The following is an 18,340-nucleotide window of genomic DNA, read 5'->3' on the forward strand; positions in this document are numbered from 1 at the left end:
CAAGTGGAAGCCTTTTATGATATTGCTCAAGCATTTGCTGCATGTCAGACATAGTCCAAGCTATAGATTAAGAACCGCTCATAAGGGTCGGTTTTGCTTATTCCCGGCAGTTGTATCTCCCTCTTCAACTCAAATGGAGTATTATTGTCGAGGTATAACATATACTCCTCCGAACTGTAGTACAGAATCAATTCCATATCACGATAGTCCTTTTCAAGGGAGGACAAGATATTATGGATCGTCTGGATAAAAATTTCCAGTGAAAAAGGATTAAAGAAATAAAACCGGTTATCATACGGATCAATGGGGTATTCTTGCGCAAGGCCTTGATGGAATTCAATAAGGCCGGCCTGATTTCTCTTCTTATAGTTCATTTTGTTATTCATCGCTTCGAGATAGAAGATTTTGTTCACTTCCACTCCTATAACACTAGCATGGTAATAATAATGGATGAAAAAACTCAATCTTCCCTTCCCACAACCGAAGTCCACTACCCTGTCTGTTGATTTGACCTCATAACTGCTGAATAGTGTTTCCAATGCACTGTACGGAGTAGGCTGATATGGATGGTAATGGAGAGAACGGGGATATCCCTGTTGTTCTCCACTGGTGTTGATATTCAGTATTTTTTCATAATCATATTCCTTCATCAATAAATCCCCTGTTTCCCTGTCATTTTTTGCATACGACTATTCCAAGCGGAAAGTTCTTATCTTCGGCGGCAGCAGCTGGCTGGATCAAGACGCCCTTTTGATAGTAAAAATCGGCTTCCCTATAGGCAGAAAATAGGCCTTTAAACTCTTCTACCTTCAGCTGATGGACATGGTATGGCTGCCCGCATGGCTTCCCGCGCCCTTCGCCGAACGGAGTGGATAAAATTAGGATCCCTCCCGGCTTAAGCATGCGATAAATATTAGAAAGAAACTGTCCCTCTTCCGTAATATGCTCTATTGTTTCAAAACTTAGGATAACATCAAATTGACCTAACTCTCCCGGCAATCCCGGGTCGGTAACATCTCCTTCCCGGAAGGTCGTAAGCGGATGGTAGTATATTCCTCTAGCATACCTGACGGCCTCCTTATCTTTATCCACCCCAATAACTTCATCGATTTTATGCTTGCATGATTTAGCTATGATATGGGCTCCATAACCGGACCCACTTGCAAAATCCAGAACCCTGCCTGTAACATACTCTGCAGCAAAATGGTATCTGGCGACATGTTCCATCAGCAGTCCATTGGTAATCTTCATATTCTCAGGGATCACTCTTTCCCCTGTGTCTTCTAACATAATCCTCACCACTTTATCGTCTGATCAATTCTTTTCTTTACAAGTATAACATTTTATCAGTAAATCTCTGTCAGTGTATGCACTCTTTTCGATACGTCCATACTACAGATGATAGTATCAGAAGGAGTGATCATATGCTGAAGTTGGAAACGGAAATGGAAGGGAAGAAAGCTTACTTTGGAGATGTGCGTAAGATATTCAAACGAAATGGATATACACTTTGCGGCAGTTGGGAATATGATGGAGGATTTTTCGATGGAGTGCTGTCCAGGGAAGCCGGTGAGACCATTTACATCCGCATCCCCTTTCATGTACTGGAAGGAGAATTGGACCGGGATGAAGCCTATCTTGAGTTTGGTACACCTTTTGTCATCAAGCATGTCGTACATCTCGGGCTCGACAAAGATGAACAGTCGCTTCTGGCTGCCACAGGGCTGAATCAATTCCAAGAACCATTGGATAAAGATGGCCAAATAAAAGATAAAAGCAAATGGGAAATGGAAGGTGAACAGGCGATAGGAGCGATATTGGACTACATAAGTTGAAAACGTGAAGAAAATCTGTTCTACAGCGCCTATCCTCTCTCATGTTATACTGTTAGTACATTTACATGGGAGGAGAGAGTGATATGTACATGTTTGTGGAGGAGCGAATAAAAAAAGCAATGGACCAGGGTGAATTCGACAACCTTCCCGGAAAAGGGAAGCCACTGAATTTAGAAGAAGATCTCCAAGGGCTCTCTCCGGAACTGCGGATGGGTTATCGCATTTTGAAAAATGCAGGATATATCGATGACAAATTAGATGATAATAAGAAAGACCTTACCATGGTTGACCTTCTTTACTTTGCTACAGGAACCTCTCAGAAGGACGATATGAAAACTAAGCTGGAGTTTGAAGAATTCGTTCAAAATAAGGATCTGCACAGGAATCCTCGTTTCCGGGATTACGCCAGAAAGATCTACCAAAAACTATTTTTATAGAACAAATATAAGCGTGCCTGTATTTATTCAGGCACGCTTTTCATCTTTCACTTATTCAACTGTCACACTTTTTGCGAGGTTTCGCGGCTTATCAACATCACAGTCACGATGAAGTGCTGCATAATAGGCGAGCAGCTGCAACGGTACCACACTGATGAGCGGAGTCAGCAGCTCATGAACCTTCGGAAGCACAAATGCATCCTCATCTTGTTCCAAACCTTTCATACTGATTACAAGAGCATTGGCTCCCCGTGCCACTACTTCCTGTACATTTCCCCGTATAGAATAGTTGACGTTTTCCTGTGTCGCTAGGGCGATCACCGGTGTCCCTTCTTCAATCAAGGCAATCGTACCATGTTTCAATTCTCCGCCGGCAAATCCTTCTGCCTGTATATAGGAAATCTCTTTCAGCTTCAGGGCGCCTTCCAGGGAAACATTGTAGTCAGCACTACGACCGATAAAGAATGCATTACGTGTGGTAGCCAGATAATTTCTGGTCAGCTGTTCCACTTCCTCTTTCTGGTCGGTCAGAACCTCCATAGCATTGGCTACCAATGCAAGTTCCTGGAGAGGATCAAAATCAAGGTTAAGATTTTTTGCCTGCGCTGTATCAACCGCCAGGATAGCAAGCACGGCAATTTGCGCTGTATATGCCTTCGTAGATGCGACAGCAATCTCCGGCCCTGCATGCAAGTGAAGTGTATAATCAGCTTCACGGGAAAGGGTGGACCCTGGCACGTTTGTAATCGTTAGTGCCGGATGTCCCAATTCTTTAATCTTCACAAGCACGCTGCGGCTGTCTGCTGTTTCCCCGCTCTGTGAGATGAATACAAAAAGCGGTTTTTCTGATAGTAATGGCATGTTATAGGAAAATTCACTTGCGACATGAACTTCCACCGGAATATTGGCAAGCTTTTCAAGGAATTCTTTGCCGACAAGACCGGCGTGATAGCTGGTACCTGCAGCAATAATATAGACTCGATCTGTTTCCTGCATAGCTTTGCGGATATCCTCATCCAACTTCAATGCGTTGTCAGCATCCTGATATTCATTGATGATTTTGCGCATGACAATTGGCTGTTCATCTATTTCCTTCAGCATGAAATGAGGATAGGTCCCTTTTTCTGTATCGCTGGCATCAATTTCTGCTGTAAACGGCGTCCGTTCCACCACTTGGCCATCAAGCTTCTGAATTTCCACTTCCTTGTGGTTTACCAGTACAATCTCTTTATCCTCAATTTCCAAATATTGATCAGTCAACTTCAACGTTGCCATCGAATCACTTGCAACCACATTAAACTTATCACCAAGACCTACGAGCAACGGACTCTTATTCTTGGATACATAGAAAGTCTCCGGATCTTCTGCATCGATCATGGCAATGGCATAAGAACCCTTCAAAAGTTTCATGGTCTGACGGAAGGCTTCGACTGTATCTTCATACTTTCCATGAAGCCTTTCTATGAGTTGTACAATGATTTCTGTATCAGTTTCACTAACAAAGTCGACATCAGCCAGAAATTCTTTCTTTAGGTCCAAATAGTTTTCGATGACACCATTATGGACAAGGGTAAACCTGCCTGAGGCACTTTGATGAGGGTGGGCATTTTCTTCACTGGGCACTCCATGTGTTGCCCAGCGTGTATGTCCTATGCCCATGTTGGCACGGATGGAAGTATCCACACTTTCACGCAGTGCTGCAATCCGCCCCTTCACTTTTGTCAACTCAAGCCCTTTGTCAGTCAATAGAGCGATCCCGGCCGAATCATACCCTCTATACTCTAGTTTCTCCAGCCCGTTCAATAAAACATCTGTTGTATCATTCTGACCAATATATCCTACAATTCCGCACATATTGTTGTTCCTCCTTCATCAAGGGACAACAAAACGCTTGATTTCAGGGGCGTTCAGCTGCCCCTTTCCCGTGATATAAAAGTTTGCATCCTGCTTCAACCCCTTGGCCAATAAGTCACCTTATTGTTTTAAGGCAAAAGCATGTCGGTTGAGATGCACAACCGGGAGGAATCCGCCGAACACTCGATTAGCCTCCACCTCGTCAACTATCCCCTTTCACCGGTCAGGGAATAGTCCTGGCGCTTTTAAAAAGACAGTGAGACTTGATGACTCCTTTCATTTTTCGAATAAAAAGCCAGCTCTCTCAGTTTACCTCAATTCCTCGTTAACTAAACTCCTGTTGAGAGCTCATTTCATTTTACTTGATGGTAATTAATTTGGTCAATACTTTTGTTAAAAGGACTGGGTACACCTAATTTATGCAGAGGGATCATAAGCCGTTCCCTAACCTTCTCCGCCCGTGAATAGCACCGGGTTTGCACTCCAAGAACGGTGTTAAAGCAGCATACACGATAAAAGGCCGTTTTCCTCTTGGAAAACGGCCTTTTATAAGCTACTCTTTTACACCGAGAAGACGGTCGATAACTTCTGCTACTTGATCGACGTATTTCTCACAATCTGCTTTGGTAGGAGCTTCCACCATTACGCGAACCAGGGGCTCTGTACCGGAGGGACGTACCAGTACTCGGCCCTGGTCTCCGAGTTCATTTTCAACTGCATCTATTTCTTCCTGAATTTGCGTGTTGGCCAATGCTTCTTGTTTATCGATTACCTTTACATTTTTCAGCACTTGCGGGAATACACTCATCTCAGCGGCCAACTCTGACAACGGCTTACCGGTTTCTTTCATGACATTCACCAACTGAATGGCTGACAACATGCCGTCCCCGGTCGTTGTATAATCAAGGAAAATAATATGGCCTGACTGTTCCCCTCCAAGGTTAAAGCCGCCTTTCCGCATTTCTTCCATCACATAACGATCGCCTACCGCTGTTTTATCACTGCGCATACCATTCTCTTCCAATGCTTTATAGAAACCGATATTGCTCATAACAGTGGAAACAACCGTATGATCCTTTAACAATCCTTTGGAATTCATATATTTTGCACAGATGAACATGATCTGATCGCCGTCGACAATGTTGCCTTTCTCGTCCACAGCAATTAAGCGGTCTCCGTCCCCGTCAAAGGCCAGGCCTACATCTGCTCCTTTTTCATTTACAAAAGCCTGCAGTGTTTCCGGGTGAGTGGAGCCGACCCCATCATTTATATTCAGACCATCCGGTGAAGAACCGACGGTAAATACGTCTGCCTCCAAGTCTGCAAACAGATGTGTAGCCAGGCCTGAGGTGGCGCCATGGGCACAATCAAGAGCGATCTGCATCCCTTCAAAGTCATTATCAATGGTATCCTTAAGAAAAGAAAGATATTTTTGGCCGCCCTCAAAGTAATCATTGATGACGCCTATATCCACTCCTGCCGGACGAGGCAAATCATCTTCCCCATCCATAAGACTCTCGATTTCATTTTCTTGTGCATCAGACAATTTAAACCCGTCTGGGCCGAAAAACTTAATCCCGTTGTCTTCTACAGGGTTATGGGAAGCTGAAATCATCACTCCGGCCTGCGAGCTTGTAACTTTTGTCAAATAAGCGACGCCAGGAGTGGAAATGACGCCAAGACGCATAACTTCCGCTCCGATGGAAAGCAGGCCTGCTACCAGGGCACTTTCCAGCATTGGACCGGAAACCCTTGTATCTCTTCCAATTAGGATCCGCGGTTTTTCTGTTTCCTTTGTCAGTATATAACCGCCGAAGCGTCCTAATTTAAATGCCATTTCAGGGGTAAGTTCCTTATTTGCCACCCCTCTAACGCCATCCGTTCCAAAATATTTTCCCATGTTACCTCTCCTTTACTTGCGAATCAACCTGTCATTCAACTAATATAGTCATTTCTTTCGCTTAATTTATTGCGACGGTGACTTCCTCATACTCACCGGTAACATCATAACCATCTGAATCGGGACCCTCAATGACAACTGGAACGAGATGTTCACCAACGGACATTCCGCTTAGATCAATGGTCAAGAGAAAATCAGTTATATCCAGTTGACTGATTTCCGGCTGGCTCCCGGAAATCAGCAGATCCATCTGGCCGCTCCCGGGATCTATAAATTGCAGGTCATGTCCCTCCTCCAGCCCTTCAGTCTGTAAGGAAACGTCCTCAATTGTTTCCGTTTGGTCCACTTCTATCTCCACCTCGACAGTTTCCGGTTCAGGAACAACCGCACCATCCGGCAGATCAAGTTCTGCTTCAATGGTTTCCGACTCTGTCCGTTCGGTCAGGTCGATTTCCTCCGTAGAGATTTCTTCAATACCTTCCAGTGTATCGGAAGTTGCATAAACTTCTACTTCCTCCACACTAGCAGATATGGATGTTATTTCATAGCCTTCTGGAGCTTCTCCTGAAGTAGCAACATTCACAGGCACCTTCTTACTTGGGTTTTCCAATTCAGCTGAGAATTGGACGTTCTCTGGCTCGACTCTTACGTTCAATTCATTGCCCTGCGTATCATATACATTCACAGGGAGTTCCCTGTTGTTAATCGATTCTTCCACCCCAGACAAGTTAACATACACATTTACAACCCCTATTTCATCTATGACACTTTGTGAACTTGTAATGGTCACCGTCTGCGGTTCTATATTGTAATCACCCAATTCGAAACCGGTAGGCAGCTCATCTTCATTAAGAAACTCTGCTCCTACCTCAAACTCCTCTGTTGCTCTTTCCTCTATAGTTACCTCGACCGTCTTGGGCTCAATATAGGCAGTGAGCTGATTAGACAGGTCTTCATGTTGAATTTCTACTGTATGCTCGCCTTCCTCCAATCCTTGCAGGTCGACAAACACATCGAAACTTTCTTGAAGGACGGTTGGTGCCAGTAATGCAGGAGTGCCTTCCAGCGACACGGTTACATATTCCGGGACCCCGCTTACTACAAACTGTTCCTGGTCAATCCGAATTTCCACTGGTACTTCCTCTATCGTTTTCACCTCCGTAGCCCGGCCTGGGATGGCGGACTCGGATGTAGAAGTGTTCACTTCCACATTAACGAACACATAGAGAAGCACAGCAAATGCCAAAGCAAGGACCCGTATGAACCACTTACTCTTGAACCAGTTATCCATTCGTATCCCCCCCACGCTTTTTTGATTTCTTTTCAGGGGTTTGCTGCAGGGACAGATTATCCTGGAGTATTTCCCGGAGCCTGTCTTCACTCAGATTTCTGAATAACTCTCCGTTTTTAGTACAAGAAATATCCCCCGTCTCCTCTGAAACCACGATCGTCAGTGCATCAGTTACTTCACTGATTCCCATCGCTGCCCGGTGCCTGGTCCCCAGCTCTTTAGATATGAACGGACTTTCCGACAATGGCAGATAGCATGCAGCCGCAGCAATCTCATTCCCTTTAATGATTACCGCTCCATCATGTAAAGGCGTATTTGGCGTAAAAATGTTCGTCAACAGCTGATGGGATAACTTACCATCAATAGGAATCCCCGTTTCAGCATACTCGCCTACTCCTGTCTCACGTTCGATGGAAATCAACGCACCAATTCTCCTTTTCGCCATATACTTTGCAGATTGGATGATTGCATCAATATTTTTTTCGATCACCTCTTCCTCCGACCTTGCATTCCGGGAAAAGAGGTTTCCCCTGCCTATCTGTTCCAGCGCCCGCCTCAATTCTGGCTGGAAAAGAATGATGATCGAAAGAAATCCCCATAAAATCGCTTGATTCGTTATCCACTGCACCGTCTGTAAATCAAACAGGATACTAATAAGCCAAACAGCCAGTACGACAGCTATTCCCTTCAATAGCTGAATAGCCTTCGTTCCACGGATCAGCATGATCAATTTATATAATACATACCAGACGAGAGCAATATCTACGCCTATTCTAAGCAGTTCTATTAAACGGAATCCCCCATCAAGCATGATTACACACCCCTACATTTAAAATACTCTTATACACCAGCTCATTCCTCCTTGGAGGAGGCTGTTCTGCGATTATTGTTTATAAATATGTAACGTGCTAATTATAACACATTTTCTTCCTGAAAACCTTCGAATCCACTATGACCACTAAACTCTTTCAAGGCCAAAAAAAGGAATAAAGCTCATGCTTTATCCCTTTTCTTTTCCACTATTATTTAGAAGGCAAACACACCTTCAAAGAAAGTTTTGATTTTATACCAAATCCACTCGAATGTCCGGTCAATTGTTTCTATTTCTCCATTAACTTCGCCCGCCGAAGCCATAAGTCCATCACCTTCGATTGTTGAACCGACAACTTCACCGTTAATCAAAGTTATATCCCCGTTCACTGCCCCTTCAATCAACAGATCTCCATTTTTGACAAGCAAGTCTCCTTCTACTGTAACACCTTCCGGCACAATTACTGTATTCCCCTCAATATTTAGATTTTCCTCTTTAGAGACGATAAGTTCTGTATCCTGATTCCAAGAAGAAAAAAGGCTCCCTGTCATTAAGAAAAAGAAAATGGCTGCAGCCGTTACTACCGGATGAGCTTTGAACCAGCGGCGATACCTCACTCGCTTCTTTTCCTGCGGCAGCCTATCCATCACTCCTCGAGTGAAATCTTCGGGTACTTCGACGCTCTCCGTGCTCTTAATAAGCGTGATCGTCTTCTTCAGTTCATGGAAATGTTCCTGGCATGTTTCACAACCTTCTAAATGGGAACGCAGTGCTGTCTCTTCTTCTGTGGTCATGTCACCATCTAAATATTGATGCATCAGCTTTACAGCCTCACCGTGACATTTCATTCTAATCACACTCCTTTACACATGGCGCAGCCTCTTCCTCATTGCTTCCCTACCTCGATAAAGACGCGTTTTCACTGTTCCAAGAGGAATATCCATGATGTCACTGATCTCATGCAGAGAAAGCTCTTCAAGATATCTAAGAACGATGATTCCCTTATATTTCGGGGGAAGTTCCGATATGGCTTGTTGAATACTGCTTTTCAATTCCAGGCTTTCCACTTCCTCTACAGGGGTACGGCCGCCTGCGGCAAGCTGAGAGTACATGTCCAACCCTTCCGTTCCCTTAATCTCTGCATCAAGAAAATAGTCCGGTTTGCGCTTTCGGATTCTGTCAATTGATAAATTGGTAGCTATACGGTATAACCATGTGGAAAATTTTCTCTTCGTATCGAAGGAATCGATGTTGACATAGGCACGGATAAAAGTTTCCTGAGCCAGATCTTCAGCCTCATGTCTATTCCCGAGCATTCGGAAACAATGTTGAAAAATCCTCCCTTGATAGAAGGAGATTACATCTTCAAATGCTGACTGGTCACCCTTTTTCACTTGTTTTATTCTTTGTAAGATAAATTGCTCCATATACGAACCTCCGCTTTATGCGGTAATTATAATTACGGACATGTTAAAGAAAAAGTTTCATAAATATGATGTTTTTATGTTTAAAATTGCAAACACGCGGGTAATTACATAGTATAGTATACTAGATAGGAGGAAAGATTTGTGAGTAAATCTGTTTTATTGGAGAAAATTGAAGAATGCCGTCAAGAAATGATTTCTCTCAGTGATACACACGACTTGACTTCCGAAGTGGTTATGTCGTCCAGTATGAAACTGGACAAATTAATTAATGAGTATCAAAATTATGCATAATATTATAAAGTTAACTTCCATGAGCCTACATAAATTATACAAAAAAAGACATTAAATTTTCATGAGGGAAAATTTAATGTCTTTTTATATATACTTCTGATTTACTTCAGCTTCTCGCCAAACAAGGAGCCCATCAAGCCAACAGCCATTTCCCCCGTTTTATTCTTTTCGTCCAGTATAGGATTAACCTCCACAAATTCAGCTGACGTGATCATCCCCGATTCAGCAAGCATTTCCATTGCAAGGTGACTCTCCCGATAAGTCATGCCTCCAATGACCGGTGTACCTACACCTGGGGCTTCAGAAGGATCCAATCCATCCAAATCCAGACTCAAATGAACTCCATCGGTACGATCTGTTAAGTAGTCAATGGTCTCTTCCATTACTGCTGGCATTCCCATCCGATCAATCTCATGCATAGTAAATACTTTGATGCCTTGTTCCCTGATGAGCTCACGTTCTCCCGGGTCAAGGGAACGCGCCCCAACGATGACAATATTCTCTGGTTTTATCTTTGGGCCATGGCCATGTAAATTAGTTAATTTCTCATGGCCGATCCCTAGACTCACAGCCAGAGGCATGCCATGGATGTTTCCGGATGGGGAAGTTTCGCTCGAATTCAAATCCCCGTGAGCATCATACCAGATAACCCCCAGGTTTTCATAATGCCTGGAAATCCCTGCCAAGCTCCCGATGGCGATGCTATGGTCGCCTCCCAAAATGAGAGGAAAACGCTCTTTTTCTATTTCTGTATCCACGCACCTGGCAAGTTCTTCATTAGCCCTGATGACCTGCGGCAGGTTTTTAAGATTGGTTTCATCCTGTTCTTGCAGGGAATCAGGCCGCTCTATAGCTATATCCCCTAAATCATGAATATCTTGTTTCAAGCTCTGCAATTTCTCTATGGCACCGGCATACCGCATGGCGCTTGGCCCCATATCTACTCCCCGGCGACTCTGCCCCAGATCCATGGGAACACCGATAATAGACATTTTATCAATCATATTCATACCTCCTTATACCATCATTGTAGATAAAATCTGTTAAATGACTCAACTGTACATTTTTTTGTATATCTATGCATTGGCCGCAACGCAGGAAATCGTTGTGGTTGGCGAGTTCGAGAAAAAAAGCAGGCAACTGCCTGCTCGTTTTTATGGGTTATTCAAGACTTCAGCACCCTTGAGATAGGGATGAAGAGCTAACGGCTTAATGCCTTCCGCAGCCCATGCGTTCATCAGTTTCTCTGCCTGCTCTGGTGAGGGCATGAAAGCAATCCCACAATCCCCACCACCTGCGCCTGAGGGCTTCCCTGCTCCTCCGTACGCTTCAGCTAAATCACATAACCGGCTCAAAAGCTTTGTTTCCACCTCGACACCTGCCTTATTTCCCACCTGTGCAAGTGCTGTCCTATTCCATTTGACACCTGTTAAAATCCTGGAAGTATCTTGATGATTGATTCCTTTTAAAAGTTCGTTGACAGCCATCCTGCTATCCCTTAAGAATTTACCGTAAGCCCCAGGTAAGTCGGCTTTCAGCTGTAAAATTTCGTCCACCAATTTCTTAGTCGAGGCCGGCTTTCCTGTCCAGCCTATACATACATATACATCATCCGGTAGATAGACAGGTTGGATGGAATGATAGATCCAATCCTTTTCCAATACGTCTGTCACCGTTGAGGTCGATTTAAGTGCATCGCTCAGCCATTCCGCCTGGAAAGACGTATATTGTAGAAATCCACCATAAGAAGATGCAGCGACATCTGCTCCTGATCCATTCCCCTGTGTTTTTATATGGGACATGGCTGCAAGTTTGAAAATGAGTTCTTTTTGAGGTTCATCTTCCATCACATGATGCAGCACCGAGGAAATTACCGCGACCACCACAGCAGCACTGGAACCTAGACCGTATTTCACCCCCGAGGCGTCGTCTAGTTCACTTTTTATCGACAACTGAAAAGGAGCAAGGTTGGCCGATTGCTCAAGGAGATAAGCAACAGCGGTACTCATGGCATCCTCCGCAAACTTTATCCGCGGGTCACTCGATTCAATATGTACCCGCCCCTCCTCTATCTTCCATGGGAGGTCATAGAGCTGGAAGTCTTCCAAAGAGAGACGGTATTTATCACTGGACTCGACAGTAGCGTATACAAAGCGGTCTACCGCCATCACAATAAGACGATGATGCGGTTCCAGGACCGCAAACTCACCGGCAACCATCAGCTTGCCGGGAACTTTTAAAGTCATGGATGTTTGGGACAATATGTTCAACTCCTATAAATAGGTAACCCCTTGGCCGACCTTGCTTAATCGCACGTCCGTTACCCCTTCAATATCACTGAGAATCTGCTTAACCTTCTCTTCATATTCCGGAAGATAAAGTACTTTGACATTTGGGCCTGCATCGATGGTGAAGTAGACGGGAAGCCCTGACTTCCTCATTTCCCGGACCTTCTGCATCACAGTCATTGTCGTATCCAGCCAGTAGGTGAAAGGAGGGTTTGCCCCCAGAGTGGTTGCATGCATTTTCAGACAGTTAGCTTCCGCAATCTGGCCAACCTTTTCGAAGTCTTTCATAGCAATCCCCGCTTTTATCTCCTTCAAGTCGTTCGGGACACTTTCAATCCACCCACGGAAAAATGGGGACGTTTCAACGGTACGTTTCATCCCTGCACGGCTGGATACTTTTTTCATGGTATCATTCAAAACAACAGCCGCAACACGGATGTCCCAATGTTCTGCAGATGCCACTGGAATAGCATGCGAATCTGCGCCATCTGGCCTGTCGCCCATTCTCCATTCAGCAAAGCCTCCATAAATGGAGCGGCAAGCTGACCCGGAGCCTTGCCGAGTAATCCTGGATAGATCCTGACTGCTCATCTCTAACCCAGCAGCCTTGGTTCCTGCAGCTGCAAGTGCCGCAAAACCAGAGGCTGAGGAAGCAAATCCTGCCGCGGTAGGTACCTCATTTGTCGACCGAACAGATGCATACAACCCCTCTTTCCCAGTTCTAAGGCGAATCAGGTCTAGAAACTTGGCCACCCGGTCGTATTGCTCACCTTTGACCGATTCGTCATTTAAGAAGAAGTTGTCCTCTGTCAAATCTTCCTGGAATTCCACCGTTGTAGTGGTATGAAATCCATTCAATGTGAGGGAAAGACTACTGTTGGTTGGCAGGATCAGCTGCTCATTCCGCTTCCCCCAATATTTGATTAAAGCAATATTTGTGTGCGCTCTTGCAGTAGCCTTCATTTTATTCTCTGCACCTTTCTTTACTGTTCCTATTGGTCATTCTTCAGGACAAACGGCCACACAGCATGGGCCCCGACCTTTCGGAGCCTTTCGGCCAACTGTCGGGAGTGAACTTCATTTTTTGCAAGGGCAATGATGCATCCACCATTGCCACCGCCTGTCAGTTTAGCACCCAAAGCACCTTCCTGCCGTGCAAAATAGATAAGTTTATTCAGACCTGCATCACTTACTCCCAGTGCTTCTAATTCTTTCTGTGCTTCATTAAGCATGTGGCCCAGAAAATGCTTTCCAGCCTTTTCAAGTGCATATTTAGCTTGATGAGTAAGTTCACCAATACGATCCAATTTTCTCTGGAATCGCTTAGGAGCAGTTTTTACTAAGTCAGCTACCGCTTCTACGGCAAGACGAGTATCTCCGATTCTTCCGGAATCAGCCACCACGAAGTGAAAATCTTCCTGCAGCTCGATGAAATCGATGGGTTTCTCCTTCTCATACCAGATAGGCTTTTCAGATGTTATGGTGATGGTATCAATCCCGCTAGGAGAACCATGAGCATAAGTCTCCGCAATATCTGCTAACCGCAGAAGCTCTTCACTGGTATATTCTTCTTCAGCATAGGCAAAAAGGGAACGGACGATGGACACGGCAACAGATGCACTGGAACCCAGTCCTTTCCCATGAGGGATAGAAGAGTTTATTCTGATCAACAGATCCTTGCAGGGAATACTTAAGTGGTCAAGTGTTCCTCGGACACAATTGGCTATCCCATCCAGGTTATCAGGAACCGAATCAATGGGCCCATGGTAGAAGGAGCTATCCAGTTTGACAGTCCCGGGCACATATTCGACAACCGATTCCACTCCGACCAGCGGAAATGGAATGGCGATGGCTGGTTGTCCGTGCACAACCGCATGCTCGCCAATCAGTATCAACTTGCTGTGTGCTATCCCTACTGCTGTTTGTTCTGAAGCTGTCACTTTTTGTATATTCATTTTTTAGCCTTTTCCACCAATTCTTTAGCTTTTCCGACACGGATTTCATTTTCTTGGATCAACTGTTCTGCAATCACGTCTATCATCTCCCCAGTAGCCCCTGCCGCTATAGCAACAGAGCGAGAATGTAATGCCATATGGCCCTTTTGGATTCCTTCTGTAACCAATGCCTTCAAAGCTCCGAGATTCTGGGCAAGACCCACCGTTACGATCACTTCAGCAAGTTCTCGGGCAGACCCGATATCAAGGATCTTCAATGCTGTTTTTGACATGGGATGAACGCCAATTGATCCACCGACAGAGCCCACCGCCATGGGTAGCTCGAGTTCACCGACAAGGTTACCATTCCTATCAGTCGACCACTTTGTCATCGAACCATAATAGCCATTGCGTGCTGCATAAGCATGTGCTCCAGCTTCTACAGCGCGCCAATCATTGCCCGTGGCAATGACAACCGGATCTATCCCATTCATGATTCCTTTGTTGTGCGTGACAGCACGATAGGGATCCGAATCTGCAAATTGGAAGGCGCTCACCACTCCGTCCCTAACATCTTCTCCTGAGGATTCACCGGTTTTTAGTAAATGAGGTGGAATTACACAACGGGCCTTAGCTATACATTTGTCCGCATAATTGGACAAAATCCGCAAATAGACCTTACCCTTTGTCACTTCCTCCACAATGGGCGCCAGAGATTCCACCATCGTATTGATAATATTGGCTCCCATCGCATCACAGGTATTGATGTATATATGGAGTACGAGCATCTGCCCATACATTGAATCGGACTCTTCATTCAAAACCCTTACTTCCAGATCCTCTGCGCCGCCCCCTCTTTTCACTATACTCGGATAGGCGTCATTAGCACTTTGAAGCAACATTTCTTTCTTTGAGAGCAACTCCTCTTTCGCTGCCTGATTATCAGGAGCGCCTACTACTTGGATCTGCCCTATCATTACCCTCTCCGTCGTTTCTGCAGTAAACCCGCCAGCACTCCGGACTATTTTTGCTATGTGACTGGCCGAGGCGACTACCGATGGCTCCTCGACCGCCATCGGTACTACATATTCTTTCCCGTTTATAAGGAAATTCAATCCTAAACCCAGCGGCAGGGGAAAAGTTCCAATGACATTCTCAATCATCTTATCGGCTGTAGCTGCCGGTAATGGTTCACCGGAAGATAATACGGCTGTCTCAGTTTCATTCAATGCAGCCAATTCTGCCAATAGTTCTCTGCGCTCCTCCATTGGCTTGTTATAAAAACCGGGAATCCTAGAAGATTTCATCCTCAACCATCCTTTTTATCCATAGGTATTATATACGTGAAGTGAATTAAATTTGCTCAAAAGTGCTCATATAAGCATATTATAACACGTAACCATCTATCTGTTTCAACGAAATACACATAGGAGTTCAGACTATGAGCCAGAAAAGGGAGCGACAGACCATAGGCATCAATTACTCGGCCCATAATGAGAACATCCCCTTAAAATGCAAATAAACAAGGCTATTGTTACAAGCCTTGTTTATTATTTAACCTCATATATTAATCGATAAAGAAATGAGCCATGGAGGATTCGAACCTCCGACCCTCTGATTAAAAGTCAGATGCTCTGCCAGCTGAGCTAATGGCTCCTATAGTAAATTTTTAGGAAAATGCTCTGAAAATAAAAAAAGTGGCTGGGCTACCAGGATTCGAACCTGGGGTACACGGGATCAAAACCCGATGCCTTACCGCTTGGCTATAGCCCAACACTATAAATGGTGGAGGGGGAGAGATTCGAACTCCCGAACCCTGAGGGAGCGGATTTACAGTCCGCCGCGTTTAGCCACTTCGCTACCCCTCCGTAAGTATTGTGACCAATTCAACTGTTTTTAAACATAAAAAAAGAAAAATGGTGCCGGCCAGAGGACTTGAACCCCCAACCTACTGATTACAAGTCAGTTGCTCTACCAATTGAGCTAGGCCGGCAATGGTGGAGGATGCAGGGCTCGAACCTGCGACCCCCTGCTTGTAAGGCAGGTGCTCTCCCAGCTGAGCTAATCCTCCAATGGTGACCCGTACGGGATTCGAACCCGTGTTACCGCCGTGAAAGGGCGGTGTCTTAACCACTTGACCAACGGGCCAGTTTTTATAATGTCTGTCGCAAACTGACGAAACTTAGTATAACCCGATACGAAACATTTGTAAAGGGGTTAATGAAATTTTTTTATCTTTTTTTTGTTCACTCCCACCAGGAGTTAAAGGCAGGGATGAGAAAGAGTATGGATTTCCTTCCCCTCGATTATTAGGTATAATGTACAGAAGAATAATTTGGAGGTGCAAGCATGTCAGATTTATTGCAAGGGAAAAATATAGTGGTGATGGGTGTAGCTAATGAACGAAGCATAGCCTGGGGGATAACAAAGTCACTACATAATGCTGGAGCAAATCTTATTTTCACAAATAGACAGGAACGTTCCTATAATAAACTGGTTAAACTCCTGGAAAAAAATGATATTAGTGCGGAATTGATTGTTACTTGTGATGTGGCCAGCGATCAAAGCATTCAGGAAGCCTTTGAAGAAATTAAAAATAAGGTCGGCATCATCCATGGCGTTATCCATTCTGTAGCCTTTGCTAATAGAGAGGAATTACAAGGAGATTATGCTGAAACTTCTCGGGAAGGCTTTCTTCTCGCTCAGGAAATCAGCGCCTATTCTCTCGTAGCAGTCACCAAAGCAGCCAAAGACATAATGGCTGAAGGAGGAAGTATTGTTACCCAGACCTATCTTGGTTCTGAACGAGTAATCAAAAACTATAATGTGATGGGTGTGGCAAAGGCTTCTCTTGAGGCCAGCATGCGGTATCTTGCAGAGGATGTCGGGAAACTTGGAATACGGGTGAATGCTGTTTCTGCTGGCCCAATTCGCACCCTCTCTGCAAAGGGGGTCTCCGGTTTCAATGAAAAAGCAGGGAAAATTGAAGAAGTAGCTCCCCTTCGGCGCAATGTAGATCAGGATCAAGTAGGAGATGCTACCCTCTTCTTTATGAGCGACCTCTCAAGAGGCGTTACAGGAGAAATATTACATGTTGATTCTGGGTTTAACATTATTGGTGGATGAAACAAACAAGGGATAAAATCTAGATAGCTATCCAGAGTTCCTCTGCCAGCATGGACCATATTCACCTGAAGTCATCATGTTGAGACTGGCTGCCTTAGAAAGGCAGCCAGTCTTTATAGGTGGGTACAATATGATTTCTCACCACATAAATATAAGAAACCGGTAAATATGAGTGGGATTGATTAGGAAGATAACTATATCCTTAAATAGTGATAAAAAAAAGGCCGTTCCTCGGCCTCTTTTGTCTGTACGGTGGACCACATCGACGTGTCTTCTTCTTGCTCTTCAGGAGCAGTCAGCCTGCCGATTATGAGACCCGCAATCAGTAAAAGAAAAACAAGAATAATAAGCCCCATTATTTCACGTTTCTTTTCCTGGCCCTCCCCTGTTCTCCTAAACCAACGCTTTTTGTCTGCCATCCCCCACCTCCTTCTTTATGGCGAGTTTGCAGTATACCACCCTCTGTATAATCTTATGCTGCCTAGCCTGTCCCTATCTCTTTTTTAATTTTTAAATCGCAAACTGGAGATAGATATAATCATCCTATATAAAGTTGCATATGCATCAATAGTAGAAATCACACCATCTTAGTTTTATTATTTCGTAATCAGTTCTGAACAGATAAAAAAAAGCCTGTATAATATACAGGCTTTTTTTATATAGAGCTTCCAAGCGGACTCGAACCGCTGACCCCTTCCTTACCATGGAAGTGCTCTACCTACTGAGCTATGGAAGCATAAGAATGGCTCCACAGGCAGGATTCGAACCTGCGACCGATCGGTTAACAGCCGATAGCTCTACCACTGAGCTACTGTGGAATAATAATGAAGTATTTATTGCTGTTTACATTATATGTTGTTTGACAAAATCCTATACAATAATATATAGGAAGATGATAAAAGAAGCCTGGCAGCGTCCTACTCTCGCAGGGACAAAGTCCCAACTACCATCGGCGCTGGAGAGCTTAACTTCTGTGTTCGGCATGGGAACAGGTGTGACCTCTCCGCCATCGCCGCCAGACCACTTATTATATAAGGTTATATATAAAGCTTGCGCTTTGTATTTATACCTCGAAAACTAAATAAGAGGCAATACCGTGACATCGTAAAAGAATGTAGTTAAGTCCTCGATCGATTAGTATTCGTC

Annotated in this window: 18 protein-coding genes, 8 tRNA genes and 1 rRNA gene; 4 read left to right on the forward strand and 23 right to left on the reverse strand. The window is 44.6% G+C overall.

Annotated elements, in window-relative coordinates:
• Positions 1 to 44: 44 nt before the first annotated feature.
• Positions 45 to 650, reverse strand: coding sequence for a class I SAM-dependent methyltransferase (locus ACFOGI_RS15975; RefSeq protein ID WP_390274762.1), 606 nt, complete (start codon positions 648 to 650; stop codon positions 45 to 47).
• A 22-nt stretch (positions 651 to 672) separates the two neighbouring features.
• The gene (locus ACFOGI_RS15980; RefSeq protein ID WP_390274766.1) at positions 673 to 1,290 is read right to left on the reverse strand and encodes a class I SAM-dependent methyltransferase; all 618 of its coding nucleotides are present in this window, start codon (positions 1,288 to 1,290) and stop codon (positions 673 to 675) included.
• A 134-nt stretch (positions 1,291 to 1,424) separates the two neighbouring features.
• On the opposite strand from ACFOGI_RS15980, the gene ACFOGI_RS15985 reads away from it, so the two are divergent.
• Together ACFOGI_RS15985 and ACFOGI_RS15990 are read left to right on the forward strand one after the other, a co-directional pair.
• Positions 1,425 to 1,835 carry a YugN family protein gene (locus ACFOGI_RS15985; protein WP_390274769.1) on the forward strand — a complete coding sequence of 137 codons (411 nt, stop codon included), beginning with the start codon at positions 1,425 to 1,427 and terminating at the stop codon, positions 1,833 to 1,835.
• A gap of 83 nt (positions 1,836 to 1,918) precedes the next feature.
• Positions 1,919 to 2,272 carry a DnaJ family domain-containing protein gene (locus ACFOGI_RS15990; RefSeq protein ID WP_390274772.1) on the forward strand — a complete coding sequence of 118 codons (354 nt, stop codon included), beginning with the start codon at positions 1,919 to 1,921 and terminating at the stop codon, positions 2,270 to 2,272.
• 51 nt (positions 2,273 to 2,323) lie between these two features.
• Here ACFOGI_RS15990 and glmS read toward each other — a convergent pair whose 3' ends face one another.
• From glmS to sigW, 6 genes are all read right to left on the reverse strand, one after another.
• The gene (gene glmS / locus ACFOGI_RS15995) at positions 2,324 to 4,126 is read right to left on the reverse strand and encodes a glutamine--fructose-6-phosphate transaminase (isomerizing) (protein WP_390274774.1); all 1,803 of its coding nucleotides are present in this window, start codon (positions 4,124 to 4,126) and stop codon (positions 2,324 to 2,326) included.
• A 553-nt stretch (positions 4,127 to 4,679) separates the two neighbouring features.
• Entirely contained in the window at positions 4,680 to 6,026 is a 1,347-nt protein-coding gene (glmM, locus tag ACFOGI_RS16000; protein ID WP_390274777.1) for a phosphoglucosamine mutase, read from the reverse strand.
• A gap of 61 nt (positions 6,027 to 6,087) precedes the next feature.
• Positions 6,088 to 7,317 carry a CdaR family protein gene (locus ACFOGI_RS16005; protein ID WP_390274779.1) on the reverse strand — a complete coding sequence of 410 codons (1,230 nt, stop codon included), beginning with the start codon at positions 7,315 to 7,317 and terminating at the stop codon, positions 6,088 to 6,090.
• Positions 7,310 to 8,128 carry a diadenylate cyclase CdaA gene (gene cdaA, locus ACFOGI_RS16010; RefSeq protein WP_390274781.1) on the reverse strand — a complete coding sequence of 273 codons (819 nt, stop codon included), beginning with the start codon at positions 8,126 to 8,128 and terminating at the stop codon, positions 7,310 to 7,312. Before cdaA ends, ACFOGI_RS16005 begins: the two co-directional genes overlap by 8 nt.
• 215 nt (positions 8,129 to 8,343) lie before the next feature.
• Positions 8,344 to 8,976, reverse strand: coding sequence for a zf-HC2 domain-containing protein (locus ACFOGI_RS16015; RefSeq protein ID WP_390274784.1), 633 nt, complete (start codon positions 8,974 to 8,976; stop codon positions 8,344 to 8,346).
• A gap of 15 nt (positions 8,977 to 8,991) precedes the next feature.
• Positions 8,992 to 9,555, reverse strand: a complete 564-nt coding sequence (gene sigW / locus ACFOGI_RS16020) for an RNA polymerase sigma factor SigW (RefSeq protein ID WP_390274787.1) — start codon at positions 9,553 to 9,555, stop codon at positions 8,992 to 8,994.
• Between the two features lie 141 nt (positions 9,556 to 9,696).
• Here sigW and ACFOGI_RS16025 point away from each other — a divergent pair, with 141 nt between their 5' ends.
• Positions 9,697 to 9,846 carry a Spo0E family sporulation regulatory protein-aspartic acid phosphatase gene (locus tag ACFOGI_RS16025; protein ID WP_390274790.1) on the forward strand — a complete coding sequence of 50 codons (150 nt, stop codon included), beginning with the start codon at positions 9,697 to 9,699 and terminating at the stop codon, positions 9,844 to 9,846.
• Positions 9,847 to 9,947: 101 nt separating this feature from the next.
• Here the strand turns inward: ACFOGI_RS16025 and rocF are convergent, their stop codons facing one another.
• The 11 genes from rocF to ACFOGI_RS16080 all read right to left on the reverse strand — a co-directional run bounded on the left by rocF (position 9,948) and on the right by ACFOGI_RS16080 (position 16,216).
• Entirely contained in the window at positions 9,948 to 10,850 is a 903-nt protein-coding gene (gene rocF, locus ACFOGI_RS16030; RefSeq protein ID WP_390274793.1) for an arginase, read from the reverse strand.
• Between the two features lie 150 nt (positions 10,851 to 11,000).
• The gene (locus ACFOGI_RS16035) at positions 11,001 to 12,107 is read right to left on the reverse strand and encodes a phosphomevalonate kinase (RefSeq protein WP_390274795.1); all 1,107 of its coding nucleotides are present in this window, start codon (positions 12,105 to 12,107) and stop codon (positions 11,001 to 11,003) included.
• A 12-nt stretch (positions 12,108 to 12,119) separates the two neighbouring features.
• Positions 12,120 to 13,097, reverse strand: a complete 978-nt coding sequence (gene mvaD / locus ACFOGI_RS16040; protein WP_390274798.1) for a diphosphomevalonate decarboxylase — start codon at positions 13,095 to 13,097, stop codon at positions 12,120 to 12,122.
• A 29-nt stretch (positions 13,098 to 13,126) separates the two neighbouring features.
• A complete protein-coding gene (gene mvk / locus ACFOGI_RS16045; RefSeq protein WP_390274801.1) occupies positions 13,127 to 14,089 on the reverse strand; it encodes a mevalonate kinase in 963 nt (320 codons plus the stop codon).
• Positions 14,086 to 15,375, reverse strand: coding sequence for a hydroxymethylglutaryl-CoA reductase, degradative (locus tag ACFOGI_RS16050; RefSeq protein WP_390274803.1), 1,290 nt, complete (start codon positions 15,373 to 15,375; stop codon positions 14,086 to 14,088). Before ACFOGI_RS16050 ends, mvk begins: the two co-directional genes overlap by 4 nt.
• Positions 15,376 to 15,651: 276 nt before the next feature.
• Positions 15,652 to 15,724 (reverse strand) — tRNA-Lys (locus ACFOGI_RS16055).
• 42 nt (positions 15,725 to 15,766) lie between these two features.
• Positions 15,767 to 15,841, reverse strand: a tRNA-Gln gene (locus ACFOGI_RS16060).
• Positions 15,842 to 15,851: 10 nt separating this feature from the next.
• Positions 15,852 to 15,936: transfer RNA gene (locus ACFOGI_RS16065), tRNA-Tyr, on the reverse strand.
• 49 nt (positions 15,937 to 15,985) lie between these two features.
• Positions 15,986 to 16,061 (reverse strand) — tRNA-Thr (locus ACFOGI_RS16070).
• A gap of 2 nt (positions 16,062 to 16,063) precedes the next feature.
• Positions 16,064 to 16,139 (reverse strand) — tRNA-Val (locus ACFOGI_RS16075).
• Between the two features lie 2 nt (positions 16,140 to 16,141).
• A tRNA-Glu gene (locus ACFOGI_RS16080) sits at positions 16,142 to 16,216 on the reverse strand.
• Positions 16,217 to 16,417: 201 nt separating this feature from the next.
• Here ACFOGI_RS16080 and fabI point away from each other — a divergent pair.
• Complete coding sequence (fabI, locus tag ACFOGI_RS16085; RefSeq protein ID WP_390274805.1) at positions 16,418 to 17,194, forward strand: enoyl-ACP reductase FabI; 777 nt, start codon at positions 16,418 to 16,420, stop codon at positions 17,192 to 17,194.
• Between the two features lie 194 nt (positions 17,195 to 17,388).
• On the opposite strand, the gene ACFOGI_RS16090 is transcribed toward fabI, so the two are convergent.
• The 4 genes from ACFOGI_RS16090 to rrf form a co-directional block, all read right to left on the reverse strand.
• Positions 17,389 to 17,613, reverse strand: coding sequence for a hypothetical protein (locus ACFOGI_RS16090; protein ID WP_390274808.1), 225 nt, complete (start codon positions 17,611 to 17,613; stop codon positions 17,389 to 17,391).
• A gap of 244 nt (positions 17,614 to 17,857) precedes the next feature.
• A tRNA-Thr gene (locus ACFOGI_RS16095) sits at positions 17,858 to 17,930 on the reverse strand.
• Positions 17,931 to 17,937: 7 nt separating this feature from the next.
• Positions 17,938 to 18,012 (reverse strand) — tRNA-Asn (locus ACFOGI_RS16100).
• A gap of 86 nt (positions 18,013 to 18,098) precedes the next feature.
• Positions 18,099 to 18,214, reverse strand: a 5S ribosomal RNA gene (rrf, locus tag ACFOGI_RS16105).
• Between the last annotated feature and the right edge of the window lie 126 nt (positions 18,215 to 18,340).

Origin of the sequence: Virgibacillus xinjiangensis (genome assembly GCF_042643145.1) — a bacterium.
GTDB classification, from domain to species: Bacteria; Bacillota; Bacilli; order Bacillales; family Amphibacillaceae; genus Virgibacillus_O; species Virgibacillus_O xinjiangensis.

What these genes read in the sequence shown, in the direction of transcription:
- glmM (WP_390274777.1), bottom strand. Translation starts at nt 6,026, where the DNA reads ATGGGAAAATATTTTGGAACGGATGGCGTTAGAGGGGTGGCAAATAAG.
- mvaD (WP_390274798.1), bottom strand. Translation starts at nt 13,097, where the DNA reads ATGAAGGCTACTGCAAGAGCGCACACAAATATTGCTTTAATCAAATAT.
- sigW (WP_390274787.1), bottom strand. Translation starts at nt 9,555, where the DNA reads ATGGAGCAATTTATCTTACAAAGAATAAAACAAGTGAAAAAGGGTGAC.
- cdaA (WP_390274781.1), bottom strand. Translation starts at nt 8,128, where the DNA reads ATGCTTGATGGGGGATTCCGTTTAATAGAACTGCTTAGAATAGGCGTA.
- ACFOGI_RS16090 (WP_390274808.1), bottom strand. Translation starts at nt 17,613, where the DNA reads ATGGCAGACAAAAAGCGTTGGTTTAGGAGAACAGGGGAGGGCCAGGAA.
- ACFOGI_RS16015 (WP_390274784.1), bottom strand. Translation starts at nt 8,976, where the DNA reads ATGAAATGTCACGGTGAGGCTGTAAAGCTGATGCATCAATATTTAGAT.
- ACFOGI_RS15985 (WP_390274769.1), top strand. Translation starts at nt 1,425, where the DNA reads ATGCTGAAGTTGGAAACGGAAATGGAAGGGAAGAAAGCTTACTTTGGA.
- fabI (WP_390274805.1), top strand. Translation starts at nt 16,418, where the DNA reads ATGTCAGATTTATTGCAAGGGAAAAATATAGTGGTGATGGGTGTAGCT.
- ACFOGI_RS16005 (WP_390274779.1), bottom strand. Translation starts at nt 7,317, where the DNA reads ATGGATAACTGGTTCAAGAGTAAGTGGTTCATACGGGTCCTTGCTTTG.
- rocF (WP_390274793.1), bottom strand. Translation starts at nt 10,850, where the DNA reads ATGATTGATAAAATGTCTATTATCGGTGTTCCCATGGATCTGGGGCAG.
- ACFOGI_RS16050 (WP_390274803.1), bottom strand. Translation starts at nt 15,375, where the DNA reads ATGAAATCTTCTAGGATTCCCGGTTTTTATAACAAGCCAATGGAGGAG.
- ACFOGI_RS15975 (WP_390274762.1), bottom strand. Translation starts at nt 650, where the DNA reads ATGAAGGAATATGATTATGAAAAAATACTGAATATCAACACCAGTGGA.
- glmS (WP_390274774.1), bottom strand. Translation starts at nt 4,126, where the DNA reads ATGTGCGGAATTGTAGGATATATTGGTCAGAATGATACAACAGATGTT.
- mvk (WP_390274801.1), bottom strand. Translation starts at nt 14,089, where the DNA reads ATGAATATACAAAAAGTGACAGCTTCAGAACAAACAGCAGTAGGGATA.
- ACFOGI_RS15980 (WP_390274766.1), bottom strand. Translation starts at nt 1,290, where the DNA reads ATGTTAGAAGACACAGGGGAAAGAGTGATCCCTGAGAATATGAAGATT.
- ACFOGI_RS15990 (WP_390274772.1), top strand. Translation starts at nt 1,919, where the DNA reads ATGTACATGTTTGTGGAGGAGCGAATAAAAAAAGCAATGGACCAGGGT.